The sequence below is a fragment of the uncultured Pontibacter sp. genome (assembly GCF_947502515.1).
In the GTDB taxonomy this organism is placed as follows: Bacteria; Bacteroidota; Bacteroidia; order Cytophagales; family Hymenobacteraceae; genus Pontibacter.
The window spans coordinates 400,497-424,661 of the sequence record NZ_CANNAI010000002.1; the positions used below are offsets into that span (position 1 = coordinate 400,497).

At 49.4% G+C, this 24,165-nt stretch carries 20 protein-coding genes; 13 read left to right on the top strand and 7 right to left on the bottom strand.

Going from position 1 to position 24,165, the window contains the following annotated elements; all coding sequences use genetic code 11:
- On the top strand, positions 1 to 1,128 hold the full coding sequence (locus Q1A54_RS06485; RefSeq protein WP_299986014.1) for an outer membrane beta-barrel protein: 1,128 nt from the start codon (positions 1 to 3) through the stop codon (positions 1,126 to 1,128).
- Positions 1,129 to 1,193: 65 nt separating this feature from the next.
- On the opposite strand, the gene Q1A54_RS06490 is transcribed toward Q1A54_RS06485, so the two are convergent.
- Positions 1,194 to 1,946: an RNA methyltransferase gene (locus Q1A54_RS06490; protein ID WP_299986015.1), complete on the bottom strand. Its 753-nt coding sequence runs from the start codon at positions 1,944 to 1,946 to the stop codon at positions 1,194 to 1,196.
- Positions 1,947 to 2,021: 75 nt separating this feature from the next.
- Here Q1A54_RS06490 and Q1A54_RS06495 point away from each other — a divergent pair, with 75 nt between their 5' ends.
- On the top strand, positions 2,022 to 4,406 hold the full coding sequence (locus Q1A54_RS06495; protein WP_299986017.1) for a BamA/TamA family outer membrane protein: 2,385 nt from the start codon (positions 2,022 to 2,024) through the stop codon (positions 4,404 to 4,406).
- A gap of 100 nt (positions 4,407 to 4,506) precedes the next feature.
- On the opposite strand, the gene Q1A54_RS06500 is transcribed toward Q1A54_RS06495, so the two are convergent.
- Positions 4,507 to 6,585, bottom strand: coding sequence for a thiamine pyrophosphate-dependent enzyme (locus Q1A54_RS06500; protein ID WP_299986019.1), 2,079 nt, complete (start codon positions 6,583 to 6,585; stop codon positions 4,507 to 4,509).
- Positions 6,586 to 6,792: 207 nt separating this feature from the next.
- Here Q1A54_RS06500 and hemF point away from each other — a divergent pair, with 207 nt between their 5' ends.
- From hemF to Q1A54_RS06520, 4 genes are read left to right on the top strand one after another with little or no spacing between them, the layout of a single operon-like run.
- Positions 6,793 to 7,692 carry an oxygen-dependent coproporphyrinogen oxidase gene (gene hemF, locus Q1A54_RS06505; RefSeq protein WP_299986021.1) on the top strand — a complete coding sequence of 300 codons (900 nt, stop codon included), beginning with the start codon at positions 6,793 to 6,795 and terminating at the stop codon, positions 7,690 to 7,692.
- 2 nt (positions 7,693 to 7,694) lie between these two features.
- Positions 7,695 to 8,282 (top strand): phosphatase PAP2 family protein, encoded by a 588-nt coding sequence (locus Q1A54_RS06510; protein WP_299986022.1) that lies wholly within the window; start codon positions 7,695 to 7,697, stop codon positions 8,280 to 8,282.
- Positions 8,283 to 8,325: 43 nt separating this feature from the next.
- Entirely contained in the window at positions 8,326 to 10,698 is a 2,373-nt protein-coding gene (locus Q1A54_RS06515; protein WP_299986024.1) for a TonB-dependent receptor, read from the top strand.
- Between the two features lie 4 nt (positions 10,699 to 10,702).
- Entirely contained in the window at positions 10,703 to 11,635 is a 933-nt protein-coding gene (locus Q1A54_RS06520) for a DUF4249 family protein (protein ID WP_299986025.1), read from the top strand.
- A 71-nt stretch (positions 11,636 to 11,706) separates the two neighbouring features.
- On the opposite strand, the gene Q1A54_RS06525 is transcribed toward Q1A54_RS06520, so the two are convergent.
- Positions 11,707 to 12,294 carry a riboflavin synthase gene (locus Q1A54_RS06525; RefSeq protein WP_299986027.1) on the bottom strand — a complete coding sequence of 196 codons (588 nt, stop codon included), beginning with the start codon at positions 12,292 to 12,294 and terminating at the stop codon, positions 11,707 to 11,709.
- 240 nt (positions 12,295 to 12,534) lie between these two features.
- On the opposite strand from Q1A54_RS06525, the gene Q1A54_RS06530 reads away from it, so the two are divergent.
- The 3 genes from Q1A54_RS06530 to Q1A54_RS06540 all read left to right on the top strand — a co-directional run bounded on the left by Q1A54_RS06530 (position 12,535) and on the right by Q1A54_RS06540 (position 14,586).
- Positions 12,535 to 13,197, top strand: coding sequence for a protein-L-isoaspartate(D-aspartate) O-methyltransferase (locus tag Q1A54_RS06530; protein WP_007652520.1), 663 nt, complete (start codon positions 12,535 to 12,537; stop codon positions 13,195 to 13,197).
- A 189-nt stretch (positions 13,198 to 13,386) separates the two neighbouring features.
- The gene (locus Q1A54_RS06535) at positions 13,387 to 13,917 is read left to right on the top strand and encodes an acyl-CoA thioesterase (protein ID WP_007652522.1); all 531 of its coding nucleotides are present in this window, start codon (positions 13,387 to 13,389) and stop codon (positions 13,915 to 13,917) included.
- Between the two features lie 15 nt (positions 13,918 to 13,932).
- Positions 13,933 to 14,586 (top strand): hypothetical protein, encoded by a 654-nt coding sequence (locus tag Q1A54_RS06540; protein WP_299986033.1) that lies wholly within the window; start codon positions 13,933 to 13,935, stop codon positions 14,584 to 14,586.
- 80 nt (positions 14,587 to 14,666) lie between these two features.
- Here Q1A54_RS06540 and Q1A54_RS06545 read toward each other — a convergent pair whose 3' ends face one another.
- The 4 genes from Q1A54_RS06545 to alaS form a co-directional block, all read right to left on the bottom strand.
- Positions 14,667 to 15,776: a TlpA disulfide reductase family protein gene (locus Q1A54_RS06545; RefSeq protein ID WP_299986035.1), complete on the bottom strand. Its 1,110-nt coding sequence runs from the start codon at positions 15,774 to 15,776 to the stop codon at positions 14,667 to 14,669.
- Positions 15,777 to 15,855: 79 nt separating this feature from the next.
- On the bottom strand, positions 15,856 to 17,313 hold the full coding sequence (gatB, locus tag Q1A54_RS06550; protein WP_299986037.1) for an Asp-tRNA(Asn)/Glu-tRNA(Gln) amidotransferase subunit GatB: 1,458 nt from the start codon (positions 17,311 to 17,313) through the stop codon (positions 15,856 to 15,858).
- A 50-nt stretch (positions 17,314 to 17,363) separates the two neighbouring features.
- Positions 17,364 to 17,693, bottom strand: coding sequence for a hypothetical protein (locus Q1A54_RS06555; RefSeq protein WP_299986038.1), 330 nt, complete (start codon positions 17,691 to 17,693; stop codon positions 17,364 to 17,366).
- Positions 17,694 to 17,697: 4 nt separating this feature from the next.
- Positions 17,698 to 20,331: an alanine--tRNA ligase gene (gene alaS, locus Q1A54_RS06560; RefSeq protein ID WP_299986040.1), complete on the bottom strand. Its 2,634-nt coding sequence runs from the start codon at positions 20,329 to 20,331 to the stop codon at positions 17,698 to 17,700.
- 203 nt (positions 20,332 to 20,534) lie between these two features.
- Here alaS and Q1A54_RS06565 point away from each other — a divergent pair, with 203 nt between their 5' ends.
- The 4 genes from Q1A54_RS06565 (at position 20,535) to Q1A54_RS06580 (ending at position 24,162) form a co-directional block, all read left to right on the top strand.
- Positions 20,535 to 20,882, top strand: a complete 348-nt coding sequence (locus Q1A54_RS06565; protein WP_299986042.1) for a MerR family transcriptional regulator — start codon at positions 20,535 to 20,537, stop codon at positions 20,880 to 20,882.
- Between the two features lie 18 nt (positions 20,883 to 20,900).
- Complete coding sequence (gene dprA, locus Q1A54_RS06570) at positions 20,901 to 22,022, top strand: DNA-processing protein DprA (protein ID WP_299986043.1); 1,122 nt, start codon at positions 20,901 to 20,903, stop codon at positions 22,020 to 22,022.
- A 231-nt stretch (positions 22,023 to 22,253) separates the two neighbouring features.
- Complete coding sequence (locus Q1A54_RS06575) at positions 22,254 to 23,030, top strand: aminotransferase class IV (protein ID WP_299986045.1); 777 nt, start codon at positions 22,254 to 22,256, stop codon at positions 23,028 to 23,030.
- 64 nt (positions 23,031 to 23,094) lie between these two features.
- Entirely contained in the window at positions 23,095 to 24,162 is a 1,068-nt protein-coding gene (locus tag Q1A54_RS06580) for an oxidoreductase (protein WP_299986047.1), read from the top strand.
- Positions 24,163 to 24,165: the final 3 nt, after the last annotated feature.

The following is a 24,165-nucleotide window of genomic DNA, read 5'->3' on the forward strand; positions in this document are numbered from 1 at the left end:
ATGAAAAAGATACTACTTCTCGTAACGGCCATTATCATGGCTGCAGCCACCGGTGTGTCTGCCAAAGGCGGCCAAACCATAGGCGAACGACTCGGCCAGCAGGATACGATCGTTGTGAAAATGGCAAACGGCGCTAAAATGGTGCTATACCTTCAGAATATAGAGCAGCTCAAAGCTTTCGAAAACTATAGCCTGGACTCCCTGATGCGCGTGCTGAATAAGTATGTAGACCAGGTAGACCGCATGGACGGTGCCAACAAGGAGCTGAAATCGCAGGAGACCACCGTTGTGTTTGGCAAAGATGACAATGATCCGGAAACTGTGACGATTACCGTGCAGGAAACCGGCCAGGATGGGAAAGTAAACAGAGAAAAACACGAGATCCGAATCAACAAGAACATCAAGATCGATGTGGAAATAGAAGAAAAGGATGGCAACACCAAGGTTGACGTGAACATGCCTAACCGCGCCGAGCGGGACAGTATACGGACAAGCAATGTGAAGAAGTCTTACAAAGCTACCCGCTTCAATTTTGACTTGGACCTTGGCCTGAATAACTTCTTAAACACCAATAGCCAACAGGTACCGGACCTGAAGCCGCTGGGTTCACGCTATGTAAGTATCAACTGGCACCTCAATTCACAAATCGGTGGTCGCAAAAGCCCACTATACCTGGTGTCAGGCCTTGAATTTGCCTTCAACAACTACATGTTCGACCGCAACTTCGTAATTGAGGAGGATGTAAATGATGTGACCTTCTTCCGCCGTGAGATGGAGATCAACTATGACAAAGTGAAATTGACTCACTCTTCTGTAAATGTTCCGCTAATGCCAATGCTGAAGTTTAAGCGCCAAAACGGCAAGGAAGGATTTAAGCTTGGCGCCGGACCGTTTGTTGGCTACCGCCTGGGTGCCCACTCTAAGTTTAAGTTTGAGGACAGTGGCAGAACGCAGAAAGAAAAGGTACGCAGCAGCTACAACCTGAGTGACTTCCAGTATGGCCTGACCGGCGTGATAGGCTACGGCAACCTGGACCTCTTCGTGAAATACAACATGAACGACTTGTTCAAAGACAACCGCGGCCCGGATGCCAACGTAATCAGCTTTGGTTTAAGGCTGTTCAATTAATAAGCTGTTAATTAGGTGATTATATTGTTTGCGAAAGAGGCCTCTTCACAGAGGCTTCTTTTGTTTTAAAGGCCGGTGTTACGCATAAAGTTATCGATGATGATGGCGGTAGCTGTAGCCACATTCAGCGACTCTGCCTCTCCGAAAGCAGGAATCTTGATAAGTCTGTTTACTTCGCTGGCAACTTCCGGGCGTATTCCATTCGCCTCATTTCCCATCACTACCACGCCTGTTGGCTGCAGTTGCATGCGGTGCAGGTTTTCGCCATCCAGCGAAGCGCCGTAAACAGGCACATTCTCCGGAAGCTGGTGCAGCCACTCACCCAGGTTGAGGTAAAAGGCCTTAACACGGGTAAAAGAACCCATGGTGGCTGAAATGGTCTTGGGATTATAGAAATCAGCACAGTTTTCGGAACACACAATGGTCTGGATGCCGTACCAGTCTGCAATCCGGATGATGGTACCCATGTTACCCGGATCGCGAATGTCGTCGAGTGCCAGAGTAAAATCGCTAGGCTGGAACTGCAAGTCAGGGAGCTGGTGCATGCGGGCTACAGCCAAACCAGCATTATTACTTGAAAAAGTACCCGCCCTGGTCAGATCCTGTTCCGTAACAAGTTCGTATCTTGTACCTTTGATTAGCCTGTTTCCATGCTCCTGCAGGAAATCCTGGGTTATGAACAGGTGCTGTATCTCAAAATCTGAGTTTAACAGCTCCAGTACACTTTTAGCTCCCTCCACCACAAAGGCTTGGTGTTGGTTGCGGTATTTTTTTACTTGCAGGGAGGTAACGTATTTTACAATTGCTTTCGACAACATAGAGCGGAGAATCGTTTGAGAACACGATATTATATATTCGGGCTGGTAATTACAATTTTAAGTTTCACCGCCTGCGTGCCGACCAAAAATCTGGGCGAGAACGAGCAGCTCTTGTTAGGTATAGAACCTAAAGGGATCGAACACGTCAGCCAGACTGATATAGAGGCCGTTTACCAACAGCGCCCTAACCGGACTTTCCTTGGCTCTACGCCTTATCTGGCCATCTATAACTTCGGGAAGCAATTTTACAGTCCGGCCCGCATCGATGAGCGCATTGAAAAGCTACGTAGAAAACGCGCAGAGAAAACAGCCCAGGCCGATGACTCCACGAAGGTGCGCCGAATCCAGGACCGTTTTGACCGCCGCATTGCCCGTCAGCGTGATCGTAAAGAAAAGGGTAATCTGCTCATGCAAATAGGTGAACCTCCTGCCATCTATGACTCCCTGCTGATGGAGCGCACCATGGACCAGGTGGATATTTACATGAATACCAAAGGGTTTTTTAATCACGAAGCGGACTACGAGAAACAGGTAAAAGGCAAAAAGGTATACATTACGATCAACATCGCCGAAAATGAGCCTTACCGCTACAGTGCGCTCAACTACACTATTCCCGATGACTCTCTGCTCCAGATTGTGAAGCGATACGAGGACAGGTCGCTACTTAAGGTAGGTGATGTGTTTGATGAGCAGTTGCTCACACAAGAGCGGGATCGCCTGCATGAGATGATCCGCCACAACGGATATTTTGACTTTTCACGTGCGTATATAATATTTGAACCGGATACCAGCTATGGGGGGAACACAGTGCGTTTGCATACCATTATTCAGAATCCGGAGAATGGAACGCGCCACAAAGCTTATACTATTCGGAACGTATACTTTAAGACAGATGCGGACCGGTTTGGTTTGGCGCGCGACACGCTGGAATACAACAATGTAAAATACCTGGCATACGACCACAAGTACTCCTTTAACATACTTGACAATAAAGTTTCGGTATACCCTGGTCAGCGGTATAGCCAGTTCAGGACATCCCTTACACAGCGGCGACTGACCGAGATGGATGTTTTTCAGTTTACCAATGTAAGCTATAACAAGATCACAGATGCGACCGACTCAACAGCTGGTAACCAGTTGAATGCCTTCATTAATGCCCTCCCCTCCAAGAAATTTCAGGAAACGGCTGAATTGGGTATGAACTTTACCGAGCGCAGACCGGGTCCTTTTTCCAGCATCCGATTGAAGACACGAAATGTTTTCGGAGGTGCCGAGAATCTGGAATTCGGTATCCGTGGAGGTTTAGAGGGACAGTTTAGTATTGCGACTGATGAAACAGTTATGATTCGGGAGTTTGGTGGTGATGCTGCGCTTACCTTCCCATTGTTTATACTCCCTTTCGGAGGTAAGAATATATTGCAGGACTTTAATCCCAGGACTCGATTGTATACGGGCTATACTAATGTGAATCGTGCTGAGTTCCAGAGAAGCATTTACGAAGCCTCTCTTGACTACATCTGGTACAAATATCCGCGACCGCTTCAGACACCTACTGTTCAATATGTTTTCTCGCCAGTCAATATCAATATTATTCAGGTTAATCGTATTGACCCTACTTTTGATGAAGATCTGAAAGAGCTGAGTCAACTCAGCCGTTCTTTTGTGGAAAGTTTCAAAAGCGGGTTTATTTCTTTTGTTGGCTTTAATTTGATTTACAACACAAATGACTTTTTGCAGTCGCGCAATGCCCGCTACATGCGTGTGCTTACTGAGGTGGGCGGGCTTACAGCCAAACTGGGTGTTTTGCCAGAAACTGGTAATCTGAGGCAGTTCCAATATGCCAAATTAAACACCGATTACCGACGCTATTTGCCGCTGGGAGGACAGCGCTTTTTTGTTTATCGTGTAAATGCTGGTGTAGGCGGTCCCCTATTTGGTACTAATGCCCTCCCCTATGATAAATACTTTTTTGCCGGAGGTGCTTCAAGTGTGCGTGCCTGGCAGGCCCGTCGTCTAGGCCCTGGCTCATATCGGCGAGTTCTTACAGAAACTGAGAATGGAGAGGAGACTGATAGAAGATTCATTGCCGAACAGCCCGGTGAAGTATTACTCGAAGCCAGTGCTGAGTACCGTTTCAATATGGTCGGTTTCTTAAACGGTGCTTTATTTGTTGATGCTGGTAATGTGTGGATGCTCAAGCCCGATAACCGTCCGGGGTCAGAATTTCAATTTAATCGCTTTTATAAAGAGCTGGCGGTAGGTACTGGCTTTGGCCTGCGACTAAACTTCTCTGTTGTAATTCTTCGATTTGACTTTGCCACACAGGTATACGATCCGGCCGGAGACCTCAATGGCAACAAATTCGTCATCCGTGATTTCCGCCTCTCCGACTTTTTCCGCCAGGTTGATCCTGCCAATCGTAGAACTAACCTTAATATAGGCATTGGTTATCCTTTCTAGAACCTACACATAAGACCTCTACTTTTCATGCTAATAGCCTGTTAAACAAAAAGCCCCGTCATGATCTGACGGGGCTTTTTGTTTACAGTTATGCTTGAGTCTAGTAGTTCAGCAACTCCTCCAGAGCCGCCGCTACCTTTTCCGGGTTAGGTAACATCATCTTCTCCAGCTCCACATTCAAAGGTATAGCCGGCAGGTTGGCAGCACCCAGGGTATAGACAGGAGCGTCTAGCTGCTGGAAGCATTCTTTGGAGATGCGACCGGCTAGCGATTCTGCAAAAGAATTCATCAGCGGCTCCTCGGTGAGCACCAGTGCCTTGCCGTGCCGACGCACAGAAGCGACTACGGCCTCAAAGTCCAGCGGATTAAGCGTGCGCAGGTCCAGGATCTCAACGCTGCCCGGGAATTTCTTCGAAGCTGTTTTAGCCCAGTATACGCCCATACCGTAAGTGATCACCGACATAGAGTTGCCCATGCGGATCTCTTCGTCTGAGGCGTGCTGCACCACATTGGCCTTGCCAAGCGGCAGGATGTAGTTTTCATCCGGCTCTACGGTCTTAGCGTCTTCAGTACCGGCTACTTTAGACCAATACAGTCCTTTGTGCTCCAGCATCACAACCGGGTTCGGGTCCAGGAAGGCAGCTTTCATAAGGCCTTTCATGTCGGCAGCATTGCTTGGGTATACCACCTTAATGCCACGAATAGTCAGTAGCGTAGACTCGATGCTGCCTGAGTGGTACGGACCGCCTCCTCCGTATGCACCAATTGGCACACGAATCAAGGACTGTACCGGAAACTTGCCCATGGAGAGGTAACAGCTCTTAGAAAGCTCCTCTACCAGTTGGTTCATGCCCGGCCAGATATAGTCGGCAAACTGTATCTCAACAATGGCTTTGGCGCCCACTGCTGACATACCTGCGGTAGATCCCACAATATAAGCTTCCTGAATCGGAGTATTAAACACACGGTTATCGCCGTATTTCTTAGCCAGCAAAGCAGCTTCGCGGAACACACCACCGAGCTCTCCTCCAACATCCTGCCCGTAAAATAAAGCTTCCGGGTAATTGCGCAGGATATCGTCCACGGCATGAAGGGCTGCGTCCACCATGATGGTTTTATCAGCACCTGATGGGTTGCGCTCACCTTTTTCTTCTGTTACCGGAGTTGGGGCAAATTCGTGCTGGTCGAAGGTATTAGGATCAGGCACGGGAGCGTCCAGTGCACGCTGGTAATCAGCAGCCACAGCCTTTTGAGCTTCCTGTTCAAGCCACTGAACTTCTTCAGACGTAACATCGGCATCCAGCAGCGCCTGACGCAGCTTCGGAATCGGGTCGTTGATGCTATGTTCCTGCAGGTTATTGCCACGGTACCACTCGCGGCGCACACCGGAGGTATGGTGACCCAGCAGAGGCACTTTAGCGTGAACCAGTATCGGTTTACGCACTTCGCGGGCATACTCAAATGCCACTCGCATGCCTTCATAGGACTCCGCAAAGTCAGAACCATTCACGCGCAGGCGTTCCATCCCTTTGAAACCGGCTGCATACTCGTAGGCATCCATAGCGCGCATTTCCTTGCCTGTGGCCGAAATACCCCAGTCGTTGTCCTGCACCAGGTATACGATTGGCAGATTCTTGAGTACCGCCATCTGGAAAGCCTCGGCCACTTCGCCCTCCGTCACAGAGCCGTCTCCCAGCGAGCATAGCACTACTGGCTTCTCCTCACTATTCGTCAGTCCCTGGGATTCGAAATAGGCAATGGCGTGTGCCATACCGGTGGCAGGTATAGCCTGCATGCCAGTGGCAGAGCTTTGGTGTGGAATGGTCGGGAAGCCTTCGCGACGTAGCGAAGGGTGTCCGTAGTAGGTGCGGCCACCTGAGAACGGGTCACCGGCTTTGGCCATCAGCTGCAACATGAGCTCGTAAGGCTGCATGCCTATACCTAACAGCACTGAATCATCGCGATAATAGAGCGAAGCGTAGTCGTAGGGCTTTAGTTGAAAGGCCGTGGCCAATTGTATGGCTTCGTGACCGCGGGATGTGCTGTGCACATACTTACTGCAAATGGCCTTGTTTTCTTCGTAGGTGTCTGCCATCGTCTTGGCAGTTATCATCAGTCGGTAGGCTTTTTTAAGAATGCCCGTGTCAATCTTAAATGCCTCCATCAGTTCTTTTGACATAGGTTGCGCGTAGTTGTTGCCCGAAGTTAAGGAAAAATGTGCTTTTTCTGAAATCCTTACGAATGTTCGGTAGAGCGGGGTTTATTTGGTAATTTTACGGTTTACGGACTAAAAGACCTGGTGTCAAAGTACATAAGACTTTAGCCTTCTGTTCCGGAATTTTGTGTTTTTTGTCAGATGGCACATTAACGAAGTAATAAAGATAATATGTTCAGAGAAGAAGTTGAAGCTTTTATGCGCCAGTTCCAGCTGGACCTGGTGCGCGACCTTGAAAACTGTGATGGCGGTGCTACTTTCCAGAAAGATGAGTGGCAGCACGAACAGGGCGGTGGCGGCATTTCCCGTATCATTGAAAACGGGAATGTGCTCGAAAAAGGCGGCGTCAACTTTTCTGCTGTACAGGGCGAACTCTCTCCTCAATTCCTGAAAATGCTGCAGATGCCTGATCCGAAATTTTTCGCGACGGGCGTTTCGGTGGTGATGCACCCACACAGCCCGATGGTGCCGATCACCCACATGAACGTGCGCTATTTTGAGGCGGGTAACGGAACAGCCTGGTTTGGCGGCGGCATCGACCTCACACCTATTTATGTGGATGTGAAGCAGGCAAGGGAGTTCCATGAGGCCATGAAAGCCGTATGTGACAAACACCACCCCTCCTATTATCCGGAGTTCAAGAAATGGGCCGACGACTACTTCTACAACGAACACCGTCAGGAGACTCGCGGCGTAGGCGGTATTTTCTTTGACCGTCTGATGGCTACTGATGAGATCAGCCTGGAGCAACGCTTTGCTTTTGTTCGTGACGTGGCCTATGCATTTGCACCATTTTATACGAAGATTATAAACGAGAACCGCAATCTACCTTATACTGAGCGTGAGAAACAATGGCAACTGATCCGCAGAGGCCGCTACGTGGAGTTCAATCTCGTGTACGACCGTGGCACCAAGTTCGGACTGGCTACCAACGGTCGCATTGAGTCCATCCTGATGAGTCTCCCCCTTCATGCCTCCTGGGTATATAACCACAAGCCGGAACCGGGCGGACCTGAAGAAAAGACGCTGAGTTATCTTAAGAAGGACATCGACTGGATCAACATAGCCTAAGCATGCTGGAGAAACTGGAGAAGCTGGACCAAGAGCTGTTTCTATACCTGAATGAGCAGCAAAGCCCCTTCTGGGACAATGTTATGGTCACTGTTTCAGATAAATACTTCTGGATACCCTTTTACCTTTTACTGATCGGCTACATCGTGTGGCGCTACAGGCTGCAGAGTATCCCGATGCTGCTGATGGCTGTGGCAGGTATAGGACTGGCCGATTATGTGGCTTCCGGCATTTTTAAACCTTATTTTGCGCGTCTGCGTCCCTGCCACGATCCTGAAATATCGGCCATGGTAAACCTGGTGCGTGGCTGTGGCGGTCAGTTCGGCTTTCTCTCCTCACACGCTTCCACGGGTTTTGCGCTGGCGGTGTTCTTTAACCTGATTCTCTCCGACCGCTATCTGTTCTTCAAGATATTGCTGGTGATGTGGGCGGTAGTGGTGTCTTATAGCCGGATCTATCTGGGTGTGCATTATCCGGGCGATACGCTGGGAGGCGCTCTGGTGGGCACGGGTACGGCGATGTTAGCCGTTGTGGGCTATCGTTTTTGGCTGCGAAAATATACCCGCTTTCAGCACAAACCTTTGGCATGATCCGCTGTTTCTGACGTATTGTTAGAAGAGCTGATTTCCGGACTTGCAACTACGACACTTTTTATACCTGCTTCTGCCGCTTTTACTCCTGCCTTCGCTGCCTGCATGGGCACAGGTCAGTTTTGTGCTAAGTGGCCGCGTGCTCGACGCCCGTACAGATGAGCCCCTGGCCGGTGCTTCCATCAGTCTGAAAGAGCGCCCTTCTATCGGTACAGTTTCGGAACCGGATGGCAGGTATAGCCTGAGTGCCCCGCCTGGTAGCTATACCCTGGTTATCCGTTACATCGGTTACAATAACCAGGAAGTAGCACTGCAGCTGTTCCGTAACGAAACCCTTGACATCCGCTTAGAGCAGGCCAGCTACAGCACCCGTGAGGTTGAGGTGATCGGAACCCGCCTCAAGCCGATTACCCAGACCGCTACGATGGGTGAACTGGATATCCCGATGACTTCGGTGAAAACGCTGCCGGTGCTGTTCGGAGAGACTGACATCATGAAAACCGTGCAACTGATGCCGGGGGTGCAGTCGGGTGGTGAAGGCAACACGGGCTTTTATGTGCGTGGCGGAGGAGCGGACCAGAATCTTGTGCAACTCGATCAGGCAGTGGTTTACAACCCGGGACACCTGCTCAATTTCTTTTCCGTTTTCAACAGTGACGCCATCAGCAATGCAACCCTGATCAAAGGCAACATGCCAGCCAGGTATGGAGGACGATTGTCGTCGGTGCTGGATGTGAAGCTGCGGGAAGGTAGCACAGACAGTTTGCAAGCCGAAGGTGGCATTGGTCTGATCGCTTCCCGGCTGACGGTGCAAGGCCCCCTAGTCAAAGACAAGGCCTCGTTCATTTTCTCTGCCCGTCGCACCTATGTGGATGTGTTGTTTGGGCCATTTCTGCGAAACACCGAACAAGGTGGGGTGCCCTATTATTTTTATGACTTCAACGGCAAGCTCTCCTATACCTTGTCACCGAAGGACAAGCTATACCTGAGCGGCTATTATGGCAAGGACGTGGGATCGCTTACGCTTTCTTCAGGTCGCTTCGTGGCCGATTTTCAGTGGGGAAACGCTGCCGCCACTGCCCGCTGGAACCATCAGTTTTCAGATAAGCACTTTGTGGATGTGACAGGCACACTGAGCGACTATGCTTTTGATTTCAATTGGGACTTCGGTGATATTACAACATCCGTTGAGACCGGGGTACGGGATTATACCCTCAAAACTGACTTTGTCTACGCCCCTTCCGTGCGCCATGAGTTGCAGTACGGCCTGCACTATACCCACCATACCCTGCGTCCCCGCACCGGCAGCGCCGAAACGGCCGAAGGAGATGTATTCTCTACTGACCGGATCCTTTCCAAAACGGCTCACGAAGCGGCGGTCTACCTGTCCGATGACTGGAACGTAACGGACCGACTCTTGCTGAGTTTAGGTATACGGGGTAGTTACTTTGCGCAGATGGGGCCTTTTACTTTCTATACCTTTGATCAGAACGAACGGTCTGTTGATTCGGTCGCATACGCAGCGGGAGAACGGGTGAAAACGTTTCAGGCCCTGGAGCCTCGGGTGTCGTTGCGCTACAGCTTAGGGGCTGATGCTTCTGTTAAAGCTAGTTATGCCCGTTCAGCACAGTACCTGCACCTCGTTTCCAATGCCTATACTACCCTGCCACTGGACGTATGGGTGCCGAGTTCGGCGATAATGGAACCGCAGCGGGCAACACAGTATGCAGTGGGCTATTTCCAGAGTTTCCGGCAAAATATGTATGAAGGGTCTGTGGAACTCTATTATAAGACCATGGAAAACCAATTGGAGTACCGTGAGGGTTTCGTGGCAGGACCCAGTAACCGTGATCTGGAGTATGAGTTTGTGCGTGGAAGCGGCGAATCTTATGGAGCAGAGTTTTTCCTGCGACGGAATTACGGTGATTTGCAAGGCTGGCTGGGCTATACCCTGTCCTGGACTGATCGTACCTTCCCTGCTATTAACCAGGGCCGTACCTTCCCCGCCCGTTTCGACCGGCGGCATGACCTCTCTCTAGTGGCCACCTATAAGTACAATCCCCGCTGGACATTTGGTGGCAGCTTTGTCTATGGCACTGGTCAGGCCACTACCATGCCCGAGCGGCGCTATCTGATTGAGGGAACGGTTAATTACCAGTACGGGGACCGCAACGGCTTCCGGATGGAGCCTTTCCACCGATTGGACCTTTCGGCTACGCTGGAAGGGAAGGCGAAGCGCCGGTTGCAGTCGAGCTGGACCTTTGCGATCTACAATGTGTATGGCCGCCGCAATCCCTTCCTGTACTTCATTGATAGCGAAGGGGCGCCTTACAGTACAGAGACCCGGGTGCAGGCAAAAAAAGTCTCACTGATTCCAATACCGCTGCCATCAGCCACCTGGAATTTTAAATGGTAATGCTATGAGATTCAGAAATATCCTCTTACTCGTCCTATTCCCGTTTCTTCTTTCCTGCGAAGAAAGTCTGACAATCGACATACCTGCCGGGCAGGAGCAACTGGTAGTAGAAGGGCATATTGAACAGGATGCGCCGCCTGTGGTGGTGCTCACGCGCAGTATGCCGGTGTTTGCTGGTTCTTCTCCCGCTGATATCGAAGCTAGTTTCGTGCATGGGGCGCAGGTGGAGGTAAGTTCAGGCGGGCGCAGCTATACCTTAAAAGAAGTGCCAGCCGCAGCCTTTTGGCCTGAGCTGCGGCGGGTGGTATCAGAGCAGTATGCTATACCTGAGAATCAGCTCACGAGTGGCAGTAGCTTTATCTTCTATGTCTATACCTCTGATGAGTTGCGGGGCGAAACCGGCAAGAGCTATCAGTTGCGGATCAGTCACGAAGGACGGGTACTGACCTCCACTACGACCATACCTCATCTCAACCCACTGCAGGAGCTCTTTCTGCAGCCTCACCCCGACCCAAGTCAGGACAGCTTGTTCACTCTCTTTTACCGTTACCGCGACCCGGATACCCTGGGTAATAGCGTGCGCTACTTTACTAAGCGCAACAGTGAACCCTTCTACCCCGGCTACTTTACCTCCGTTTTCAATGACGAGCTGATTAATGGGGTACAGAACCTGAGCTTCCCGCTTGACCGGGGGGAGCCCCGTGGCAGGGAGGTTGATCTGGATACTTACAGTTATTTCGGGAAAGGCGATACGATCCTAGTGCGTTGGGCTGCGATCGATCTGGCTCACTACCGCTTTTGGTATACCTTAGAGAATGAGCGTAACAACAATGGCAGTCCCATCGGCTCCCCCAATACCACCCGATCTAATATCAACGGCGGATTGGGTGTTTGGGGCGGTTATGGGGTAACGTACCACCAGATTGTGGTAAAGTGATGACCGAAGCTTTGTTTTAGTGACCCTGCCCAAACATTTGCAGGATTATATTCCCATTCACTCAATCAAGATTAACTTTTACCCAACAGCCTCGCTACATACTTGCCGATTATATCAAACTCCAGATTAACGGTGGAACCCGGCTTCACCTGGTGCAGATTGGTATGTTCGTAGGTATAGGGGATGATCGCAACAGAAAAACGTTCTTCCTGTGAGTTAACGACCGTCAGGCTGATGCCATTCACTGTAACTGATCCCTTTTCTACCGTCACATTTCCCAAAGTAGAATCGTAGCGGAAGGTGAAAACCCAGCTGCCGTTTTGGTCTTCTACGGACTCACATACTGCTACCTGGTCCACGTGCCCCTGCACAATGTGTCCGTCGAAGCGGCCATTGGCACTCATGCATCGCTCCAGATTCACCTTGTCACCCACCTGCAGGCTGTTCAGGTTTGTTTTTTGCAGCGTCTCATCGATAGCAGTGACAGTGTACTTATCACCCTCTATGTTCACCACCGTCAGGCAAATGCCGTTGTGAGCCACACTCTGGTCGATCTGTAGCTCCTGTGTGAAAGGCGCTAACAGCGTGAAGTGCTTGTTGGTGCCTTCTTCCTGTATGGCCTGCACCTGGCCCATGGCTTCTATTATACCTGTAAACATAGTTTTTCGGGCTTGTTATCTGGATTCAAAATTAACCATGATTTTGCTGAAAAGCATACTTGCTATACCTAAATCCGCATCGGGGCGAGATTAAATTGCTTTAGTGTTAGGTAACTCTGCCCTCCTATGCTTATTTTCGCATACGGCATTTCTATCTGTTTCAGAAAAAAATGTCGCTAGCTGAATCAGCTGGCATGGCAAGTGCCAATCATTCGTAACTAGTATTATAGGAAAAGGGAAATGCAGGTAGATTTGTACAAACACAAAGGCATGCGCCGCGCCTTGGTAAAACAGTTGAGAGACAAAGGTATACGCGATGAACGGGTGTTGGCTGCAATTGAAACAGTACCCCGGCATTTTTTCTTCGAGAAAGCCTTTCTGGAACAAGCCTACCAGGACAAAGCATTTCCGATTGGAGAAGGACAAACTATTTCGCAGCCTTACACAGTGGCTTTCCAGACGGAGCTGCTGAAACTGAAACCAACCGACAAAGTGCTCGAAATCGGGACCGGCTCGGGCTACCAGTGCTGTGTGCTCCTGCAGCTTACGCCTAAAGTTTACACCATCGAGTATAACAAACCGCTCTACGAGAAGGCGGTGAAGTTCTTCAAAACGTATGGCTTGTTCCCGCACACTTTCCACGGCGACGGCTCACAGGGTTTGCCTGCCCACGCACCATACGACAAAATCATCGTGACGGCCGGTGCGCCCGGTATACCTAAAACATTGGTGAGTCAGCTCACTATTGGTGGTATTCTGGTAATCCCGGTAGGTGGTGAGTCGAGTCAGAAAATGCTGCGTATTACCCGCACCGGCGAAAATGATTTTACGCGGGAGGAATTCGCTGATTTCAAATTCGTACCGCTTCTGGGTAAATCTGGTTGGGAAGCTGATAATTTATAGCCCCTTGGCCTTAATGCCAACGAGGGCATAATTTATCTATTTATAAAAGAGGATTAGTATCTTCAGCGATAGCGCTGTGAATTATAGACTAGCCTCGCTCCTGCCCAAACATTTTGAAGCAATTGCCTTATTGGTCTTTTTGTTTGGACCTTCGTGACCTATCTTTGCGTCAGAATTTATAGAACAGACATGCGTAAACAGAAAAAAGTAAGCGAATCGTACGTAATCATGACTGAGTTGGTGTTGCCAAACGACACCAATACCCTGCATAACCTGATGGGTGGTAAAATGATGCATTGGATGGACATCGTGTCGGCTATCGCTGCACAGAAGCACTCTAACCGCATCGTGGTGACGGCTTCGGTGGACAACGTGTCTTTCGCTGAAAGCATAAAATTGGGCAATGTGGTTACGCTCGAAGCTAAGGTTACCCGTGCCTTCTCTTCATCTATGGAAGTGCACATTGTGGTTTATGCGGAAGACATTCCTTCAGGCAAAAAAGTGATGTCAAACCAAGCGTTTTTCACCTTTGTAGCAGTGGACCAGTCTGGCAAAGCGATCGATGTGCCTGAAGCTATACCCGAAACCGAGGAAGAGATCAGGCTGTATGACGGTGCTTTACGCCGTCGTCAGTTACGCCTGGTATTGGCTGGTCGTATGAAACCGAGCGAAGCCAATGAATTACGCTCTATCTTTGATCTTAAGGAAGACGCCGAATAATTAATACCTTACCGAATGGCAGCCCTGACACCAGAACAACTGAACGCGGAATTTCTGAAGCATTTCATGCCCGAAACGCTCTACCTGATCGAGCAGGACCAGGTGTCTGTTGTCAGTGCGTCTGAACTTATTACCGAACCTGCGGCTATACCTGCCACTACTGAAGCACCAGTTATTAAGCCGGTTCGTGAAACTGACGCTCCCGTTCCAGCAAGTCCGGCGACTGTTGCAACCGCTACCCCTAAACTGCCGAAAATAGAGACAGCACCTCAGCCAAAGTCTTTTGACCTTATCGGTGAAAACCGCAAAGGTCTGATCGTGTTGGTCACACTTCCGGATGCAGCGTTTAGGGTATTGCCACAGTCGCAGTTTCTGACCAAAATACTCGCAGCTATTGGTTTTGGTCCTTCGGATGTTGCCTTTGTAAATAATGTGTCCGGAGCGATTACGAAGTTTGAAGCTCTGCGCGAAACCACCCAGACAAAATATATCATCAGTTTCGCCAGCCGCCTTGACACTGACCTCCCACACGAGAAGTTCACGCTTTACAATCCTGTTCCGGTAGACGGTGTGCCAGTCGTGTTCTCACAGTCGCTGGCTGTGTTGGATGGTGATCAGGAGCAGAAAAAGTTACTGTGGGCAGCGCTGCAGCGAGTGTTTAAAAAGTAGTAACAATTACTGACCATAAAAAGCAAAAGCCCTTCCATGACAGAAGGGCTTTTGCTTTTGTATCAGGTATGGATCCTGGTTTACTGTACCAACGAAGCAATTTTAGCTTCCAATTCTTCTCCTCTCAAGCCTTTGGCAATGATCTTTCCTTCTTTGTCGAGCAGAATAGTCTGTGGAATGGCATCTACCTGGTAGAGTTGAGCAGCTGAGCTTTCCCAACCTTTCAGGTCGGATACCTGTGGCCAGGTCAGTTTGTCATCGGCAATAGCCTTCAGCCACTTTTCACGCGACTGATCCAGCGAAACGCCGAAAATCTCGAATCCTTTGTCTTTGTACTTGTTGTACATCTTCACCACATTCGGGTTTTCCTTGCGGCATGGAGCGCACCAGCTTGCCCAGAAGTCGATCAACACATACTTACCTCGCAGCTGAGACAAAGCCATGCTGCCACCTTCAGGTGTTGGCAGTGTAAAATCAGGAGCTACCGAACCCACAGCAGTTGTGCGCATCGCACTCAGGCGATCATTCAGCGTCTTCGTGTATTTCGACTCAGGGATATGCTGGGTATAGAGCGTGAGCATACTATCAGCGAAAGCAAAATCCAGTTGTGGATTCACCAGACTCAGCGTGCCGAATGCAGATACAACAGACTCCGGATGTTTTGCAATGAAGTTCTTGATCTCTTTCTGCAAGGTTAGATACTGCTGACGATAACCTTCAGCTTCTTCCGTATTGCCTTCGGAGATGGCACGGTTGAACTGCTCGCTCAGAGCCATTTCCTTCTGACGGTTCTCATTCACCATTTTGTTCAGGCGCTGGAAAAGCTCAGAGTCCTCTGAGTTCTCAAAACTGGCTGTATTGTTCAGGTCGCGGGCATCAGCTTGTACTTTGATGTTTTTATTTTCGAGAACCATCATCAGGGCATTTTGCTGATCAAGTCCGAGGCGGTAAAGTGTAGGCTCTTCTACCTGACCCTGAAATGAAAATGTACCATCCTGACTGATATCAGCCGTATCGCGGGCAATGAATTGCTGCTCTCCCAGTTCAAACAAAAAGATCTGACCAGGTGTGGCATTTTGCAGTTTCCCTTCTATAGTATAGGCGCTGCCGTTGGTCGCCGTCTTGTTGCCCTGGCAACTAGCAATCAAGGCAGTCGCTGAAGCCAGTACTATATAGTTCTTTAGGTTCATATTTCTATGGGTTTAGATGATCGTACAGCGGAACACCAGGCAAGATGAATTAATACCTAGTGTATCGCAATACGTAATATTATGCATTTAATCCCTCTTGCAGCAATTGGTTAGCCACTTTAGGGTCAGCTTTGCCTTTGGTTTTCTTCATGATCTCTCCCATGAACATACCTACCAGTGATTTTTTACCAGCCTTATACTCCTCCACTTTCTGAGGATTAGCGGCAAGCACCTCTGAAACGATCGCCTTAAGTGAATCAGTATCAGATTCCTGCAGCAGGTTCTGCTCTTCGGCCACCTGGTGCGCAGGTATACCTGGGTTCTCCAGCATGTATGGGAAAATCTTCTTGGCGGCTACCGAGTGGCTCACCTTGTTCTCGTCTACTAAGGCGATGATCTCGGCAATGGCATGCGGTTGCAATGGGAAATCCTTGATGTGGAGTTGTAGCTCGTTCAAGTATGACTTTACAGGACCGGTTACCCAGTTGGCAGCGCCTTTGTAGTTTTTGGTGTGCTTGCAAAGCTCATCGTAGTATAAGGCGATTTCCTTCGCATCTGTTAAAACACCAGCGTCATACTCCGACAGGCCAAATTCCTCTGTAAAGCGCTTATAGAGCTCCTGTGGCAGACTTGGCATAGTCTCCTTGATACGCTCTAACCACTCCTGCTCGATCACCAAAGGTGGTAGGTCCGGCTCCGGGAAGTATCGGTAGTCGTTCAGCGTCTCCTTTAAGCGCATGGCTGTAGTCGTACCTGTATTCGCGTCGAAGTTGCGGGTTTCTGAATCGATCTTTCCGCCGTTCTCGATTACCATGATCTGGCGCTCGATTTCGTGCTCAATGGCACGCTGCACGTTGCGGAATGAGTTCATGTTCTTCACCTCTACCTTGGTACCCCAAAGCGGCGAATCTTTCAGCATCACTGAAATGTTGGCGTCGCAACGTAGCGACCCTTCTTCCATGTTGCCGTCACAGATCTCGAGGTAGCGCACCAAACGACGAATCTCGGTCAGGTAGTTATAGGCTTCCTCCGAATCGCGGATATCGGGCTCCGATACAATTTCAATCAAAGGCACACCAGCACGGTTCAGGTCAATCAGCGTTTCGGTTTCGCCAGGCAAGTGCATGGATTTACCTGCATCTTCTTCCATGTGGATGCGCGTGATACCAATGCGCTTGTCATTGCCTGCTGCGTCTTTCACATCCAGGTAGCCCGCCGTGCAAATAGGCGTTTTATCCTGTGTGATTTGGTAGCCTTTTGGAAGGTCTGGGTAGAAGTAGTTTTTGCGGGCGTAGATGTTGTAGCGTCTGATCTCGCAGTTCGTTGCCAGTCCCATCTTCACGGCCATCTCTACCACGGATTTATTTATGCGCGGTAGTGTACCAGGGTGCCCCAGTGTGATCACGCTCAGGTTCGTGTTTGGCAGCACGCCATATTCCGTAGAGTCAGACGAGTAGGCCTTACTCTCTGTCAATAGTTGGGCGTGTACTTCCAGACCGATAATCGCCTGGTATTTGTCTCTTATTGCTTTATCCATGATTCTTTGTTGGAAAGCTATTCTTTTATTTGTCTAAATCGGGATATCTACTAATTAGTAAATGGCTTGTTTCCGGTAACCATCATTAAGATGATGTACAAAGCCAGACTGTTTATCAATAGTAAGCCCAGTAGGTATAGCCATTGCTGTTTCTTGTTTTGCTCTTGCTGCTTGAAGCTCTTCAAAATGTAGTACATCCCAACGGGAGCTATCAACAATCCGATAGCAGCAGGTCCAAAACCAACTAGTTCTTTTAATGGGCTTTTCAGTTGCATATACCTGGTCAGTAAATTTAGCGGAACTGCTGAGCCCACTGCCCAAAGTATAAAGGTATAAAATGATTTAGCCTTCTCTAAATAGGGCGTTTCTATACCTGCCATTTACCTATTGCAGTAGTCCTTTCACTAATTCCTGCGCTTTCGCAGGCACAGCCTGCAGACCAGCTACTTCCTTACCGCCAGCCGTCGCATAGAAAGGCTGTCCGCCGCCACCGCCTTTGATCTCTTTTGCAAGTTCGCGCACCATCTGGCTGGCGTTCAGCTTGCGGTCCGATACCAGGTTATCTGACAGCATCACCGCAATCTGTGGCTTGCCGTCGATTTCAGCGGCTAACACCAGTACCAGATTGTCTACTGCCTGGCGCATGTCGAATGCCAGTTTTTTCAGGTAGTCAGCTGTGCTCACGTCTACTTTCTCTGCTACGAAGTTCACACCGTTGATGGACTGAGCCTTCTGAACCAGACTTTCTTTCAGGCTGGTCAGCTGCTTCAGTTCAAATTGCTCGAGTTGCTTTTGTAGTGCTTTGTTGTCTTCCTGCAGTTTCTGCACGGCTCCAGATATGTTGCTGTGCGTACCGAGTACTTCGCGCACGGCATTCAGCTCGTTCAGCTGTTGCTGCATATATTCTTCTGCAGAGCCAGCTGTGGTTGCTTCGATACGACGTACTCCTGCGGCTACGGAGCTTTCAGAGAGAATCTTGAAATAGCCAATTTCACCAGTGTTGTACACGTGCGTACCACCGCAAAGCTCCACCGAGTGGTCGCGGTCGAAAGCAATCACACGCACAAACTCACCGTACTTTTCTCCGAACAGCGCCATGGCACCCATTTCCTTAGCCTCAGCAATCGGGATGTTGCGCTGCTCTTCCAAAGGTATAGCCTGGCGCACGCGCTGGTTCACGATGGTTTCTACTTCACGCAGTTCTTCGTCCGTTACTTTAGAGAAATGCGAGAAGTCAAAACGCAGTACTTTTTCGTTTACCAAGGAGCCCTTTTGCTGCACGTGGTCCCCTAAAACTTTACGTAAAGCAGCATGCAGTAAGTGTGTAGCAGAGTGGTTCTTACGGATTAGGTTGCGACGCTCAAAATCTACCTCGCTTCTGAAAGTGGCTTCCACTTGCTGCGGCAATTTAGCTGTGATGTGCAGGATTAGGTCGTTCTCCTTTTTAGTGTCCAGTACCTCGATTTGTTCTGAATCAGAAATCAGGTAACCTGTATCGCCTACCTGTCCGCCGCTCTCTGCATAGAAAGGTGTGCGGTCGAGCACAAGGTGGTACTCACTCTTATTTTTAGTCTTTACCTGACGGTAGCGCACAATATGCGAATCAGCCACGTCATGCTCGTAGCCCAGGAACTCCGTCTCTACATCAGGCTGGATGATCACCCAGTCGCTTTGCTCGGAAGCAGAGGCGTTGCGGGAACGGTTTTTCTGTTGCTCCATCTCCACACCGAAACCAGCCTCGTCCACTTTCAGGCCTTTTTCACGGGCAATCAGGGCAGTCAGGTCTAGCGGGAAACCGAAAGTATCATAAAGTTCGAAAGCAGTTTTGCCGTCGATGGTGTTGTCGTTCTCCTTAAATTTAGCTTCTAAAGCGTCAAGGCGCTTCAAGCCGTTTTCCAGCGTACGCAGGAAAGCATTCTCTTCTTCCTCGATCACGCGCTGCACGAATGATAGCTGTGCTTTCAGTTCCGGGAATACGTTCTCCATCTGGTCGGCCAGTACGGCTGCCAGTTTGTAAAGGAAAGGCTTTTTGAAATCCAGGAAAGTGAAGCCATACCGAACGGCACGACGCAGAATGCGACGAATCACGTAACCTGCCTTGTTGTTCGACGGCAATTGACCATCAGCAATTGTAAAGGCAATGGCACGGATGTGGTCGGACATCACACGAATGGCTATGTCTACTTTCTCGTTTTCGCCATATACTACACCCGCTTCCTTAGCAATGTATTGAATCAGCGGCTGGAACACGTCAGTATCGTAGTTAGAACGCTTGCCTTGGATGGCCATGCACAAACGCTCGAAGCCCATACCTGTATCCACGTGCTGCGCAGGCAGTTTTACCAACGAGCCGTCAGCCAGGCGGTTAAACTCCATGAATACGTTGTTCCAGATCTCTACTACCTGTGGATGGTCAGCATTTACGAGTGTTTTGCCGTCTACCTGCGCACGCTCTTCGTCGGTACGCAAGTCCACGTGTATCTCCGAGCACGGACCACAGGGACCCGTATCACCCATTTCCCAGAAGTTGTCCTTCTTGTTGCCCATCAGGATGCGGTCTTCCGCAATCATAGACTTCCAGATATCAAAAGCTTCCTGGTCCATAGGTAGATTCTCCGATTGGTCACCCTGGAACACCGATACATACAGCCTGTCTTTCGGCAGTTGGTATACCTCTGTAAGCAGCTCCCATGACCAGGCCAAAGCTTCTTTCTTGAAATAGTCGCCAAACGACCAATTGCCCAGCATCTCGAACATGGTGTGGTGATAGGTGTCGTAGCCTACTTCCTCTAAGTCGTTGTGCTTGCCCGACACGCGCAGACACTTCTGGGTGTCGGCGATGCGCTTGGACGGGGCTGGTTTGTTGCCCAGGAAGTAATCCTTGAAGGGCGCCATACCTGAGTTGATAAACATCAGGGTGGGGTCATCTTTTACCACAAGGGGGGCTGACGACACAATCTGGTGCTGTCGTTGCGCGAAGAAGTCAAGAAACTTTTGTCTAATCTCAGCTGAGTTCATCTATGATTATTAAGCCTTTAGATACAATGTGCTATACTTCTTGTTTAATAACAAAAAATATAGAATTTTTGCCTTATAGAAACAGCCCTTTCGGGCAATGCTTACACGGGCCTGCATTAGGGCAAAAGTAGCAATTTTAGACGTAATTCAGCGTGCTATACCCGAAAATTAGTGCTGTAGCCCTATACCTTGAAACCGACACTATGCCTTATAAAGAAAAAGAAATCGAAAAGCAGTACTACACCATCGGTGAGGTCGCTTCCATTTTTGACGTTGCCCCTTCGCTGATCCGCTTTTGGGAAACCGAGTTTGACCAACTCAAACCAAAGAAAAACAAGAAAGGCAACCGCCAGTACACTGCCAAAGACATTGAAGAATTACGTTCAGTTTACCATTTGGTGAAAGAGCGTGGCTTTACAATACAAGGCGCTAAGGAAGTGCTGAAGAATAAATCGGTGCAGACAAAGGACAAGATCGAGATCATTAATTCGCTTGAGAAAGTGCGTTCTTTCTTAGTGGGAATCAAGGAACAGCTGAACACCAAAAGCTAAGCCTGCGTACCTTGGTGCATGTCACAGGAAGCTCAATTTGAAGTAGCCCTTTCGTTTTTGCCTTACGTCGGCGACCAGCTGACGAAGGTACTCGTGAGCTATTGCGGCTCCGCAAAAGCCGTGTTTAATGCGCCCATGCCGAAGCTGATGAAAGTGCCGGGTGTGGGTGAACGTGTAGCGAAAAGCATTCGTGACAATGGCCGCCATGCCTTGCTGGAGGCGGATGAAGTGCTGAAAAAAGCAGCTGACAGAAGTGTTCAGCTCCTCTTCTACACATCGCCGCAGTACCCCAACCGACTCAAGCAGCTGCCCGACGCACCGCCTCTCCTCTACTTCAGAGGTAATACCGACTTAAACCATCGCCGCATTATCAGCATTGTAGGCACCCGTAAGCCAACTAATTATGGGCAGTCGGTAACGGAGCGGATAGTTGAAGAGCTGAAGCCTTACAATGTGATGATCGTCAGTGGTCTGGCCTATGGCATCGACATTGCCGCGCACAGGGCCGCGTTGCAGGCTGGCTTACCAACGATTGGCGTCATGGCCTCCGGACCTGATACCATCTACCCAGGGGTACATAAAAAGTATGCAGAGAAGATGCTGGAACAAGGCGGCGTGATCACCGAGAACACATTTGGCACTAAGCCTGACGCACCCCGTTTCCCGGCCCGTAACCGCATCATTGCAGGTATGTCCGACTGTACCATTGTAATCGAAGCGGCGTTCAAAAGCGGCACATTGATTACCGCCGACATCGCCCACAGTTATGACAAGGAGGTAATGGCCGTGCCGGGTAACATTAATTCCCCGATGTCAGAGGGTACGAACTGGCTGATCAAGTCACACAAAGCAGCCGTGCTCACCTCCACGCAAGACCTGATCGAGTTACTCAACTGGGATGTGGAGGACAAACTGGCCTCCAAGCGAGCCGCCGCTATACCTGCCCTCGACCCAGCCGATTTCACACCCGCGGAAATGCAGGTGCTGCAGGTGCTGATTCAATCCGGCGAAGAACAAATGGATAATTTAGGTTGGAAGTCGCAAGTGCCTGTCAATCAGCTGGCCTCGGTCCTTTTATCGCTTGAATTTAAAGGAATGGTAAAAGCGATGCCAGGAAAACGGTTTGCGCTTATTCGTTGAGTGAGAGAATCAAGCCATTTTTCAAACTGATGTCATTCAGCAGGAATTTTGATTGCCACTTCCGAAGGTCTATGCAACTTGCCAGCAAGATCTTTTCAAGACGACAAAAGGATAGCTTTATTCGTTAATTTATAAGAACATCATTCGCATAATCACCCAAAAACTCCTAAACTCACTAACATCCAAACTCCCTTGCTTCTCTACAACAATCAATTCCTTCCAGTGCAAGACTTGAAACTCCCCATCCATAACCGGGCTTTCCAGTACAATGACGGTTTTTTTGAAACGGTTATGGTCGTGGACGGGAATTTGCGTTTTTGGCGGGACCATCAGGCTCGTATGCGGGAAGCCGCTGAGGCTTTAGGACTAGCTATACCTGCTTATTTTTGGAATGGCGAACTTGAAGATAATCTACTGCATCTCGCAAGACAGCATAACTCTTCTAAGATGGGGCGTTTGAAGTTAAAAGTTTGGCGATCAGGAGGTGGCTTGTATACCCCGCAGACAAATGAGATCGAATGGCTGGCGACTGCAGAGCCAATGCAAGCCATACCTGAAGCAGGTTTAATAATCGGTATTTGCCAGGGCGTACGTACCTGCTACTCTTCTCTCTCCCATTTCAAAGGCCCGCATGCACCGCTTTATGTGCTGGCAGGTATAGAAAAACAAAACATGGGTTTAGAAGATATGCTACTACTGGATGCGAAGGGGAATGTATCAGAGTTGATATCTTCTAATATTTTCTGGCTAAAGCAAGGTGAACTTTTCACGCCTGCCCTGGAGACAGGCTGTGTGAATGGGATCCTGCGGCGTGCTATTCTGCGCTGGTGTCAGCAGCAAGGTATAGCGGTAAGGGAAGTCCTGGCCAAACCAGAAGAACTGCTGCAAGCAGAAGCTGTGTTTGCAGCAAATGTGACAGGTATACGAGGTATAGAATGCCTGAATGAACACAGATTGGAAGTAAACAGTGAATGGCTGCAAAGCTTTAAAAATGGTCTGGTGCTATAAGATGGGTGATGTAGATCGTATACTTCATCCAGCAGTTCATTAAATCAGTGCGTAACACTCTCTTATGACAAATAAACCAATACATATCGGCCTCTTGGGCTTTGGAATGGCCGGGCGGGTTTTTCATGCGCCCATTATATCGGTTGTAGAAGGCATAAAGCTCAGGAAAATAAAGGCAAACCGCCCCGAAAGTGTTGCTCTGGCCAATAAGCTATACCCTGGTGCCGAAGTTGTACCCGAAACAGGTAGTGTCCTGGAGGATGAAGCTATTGATCTGGTGATCGTCGCTACCACCAACGATACACACTATCCTCTTGCCAAAGCCGCCTTACAAGCCGGAAAACATGTGATTGTCGAAAAACCCTTTACGGTTACATCGGAGGAGGCGAACGAGCTGATTGAACTGGCACAACAAAAGGGAAAATTGCTGACCGTTTATCAGAATCGCCGCTGGGACAGTGATTTCAAAACAGTAAAAAAACTAATTGATGGTCAGTTGCTGGGAAGGCTGGTGGAGTACGAAGCACACTTTGATCGCTTCCGGCCTATACCTGCTTCCGAGACCTGGAAAGAAGAAGAGAAACCGGGTACAGGTATTTTGTATGACCTTGGATCACACCTGATTGATCAGGCACTGGTGCTGTTTGGTTCGCCGGAGGCACTTTACGCCGACCTGCGGACTCAACGCAGTGGCGGGCAAATAATTGACAGCTTTGATCTGACGCTCTATTATGCCAATGGCTTGAAAGCTATACTTAAAGCAGGCATGTTGGTAAAGCAGCCAGGGCCTCGTTTTATCCTTTCGGGTGACAAAGGTTCTTTTGTGAAGTATGGCCTCGATGTGCAGGAAGCAGCTTTAAAGGCGGGACTCTCTCCTACAGGTACTGACTGGGGAACTGAGCCCGAAGAGATCTGGGGAAGACTGGACACTGAACTCAAAGGACAGCATCTGGTCGGGAAAATCCAGAGTGAACAGGGTGACTACCGCGGCTACTACGAAAATGTACGGGATGCTATCCTGGGTATAGCAGAACTGGAGGTGAAGCCTGAGCAGGCGTTGAATACCATCCGGGTGATTGAACTGGCCATGCAAAGCAGCTCTGAAAAGCGTGTACTCCCCTTCAAGCAATAGCTT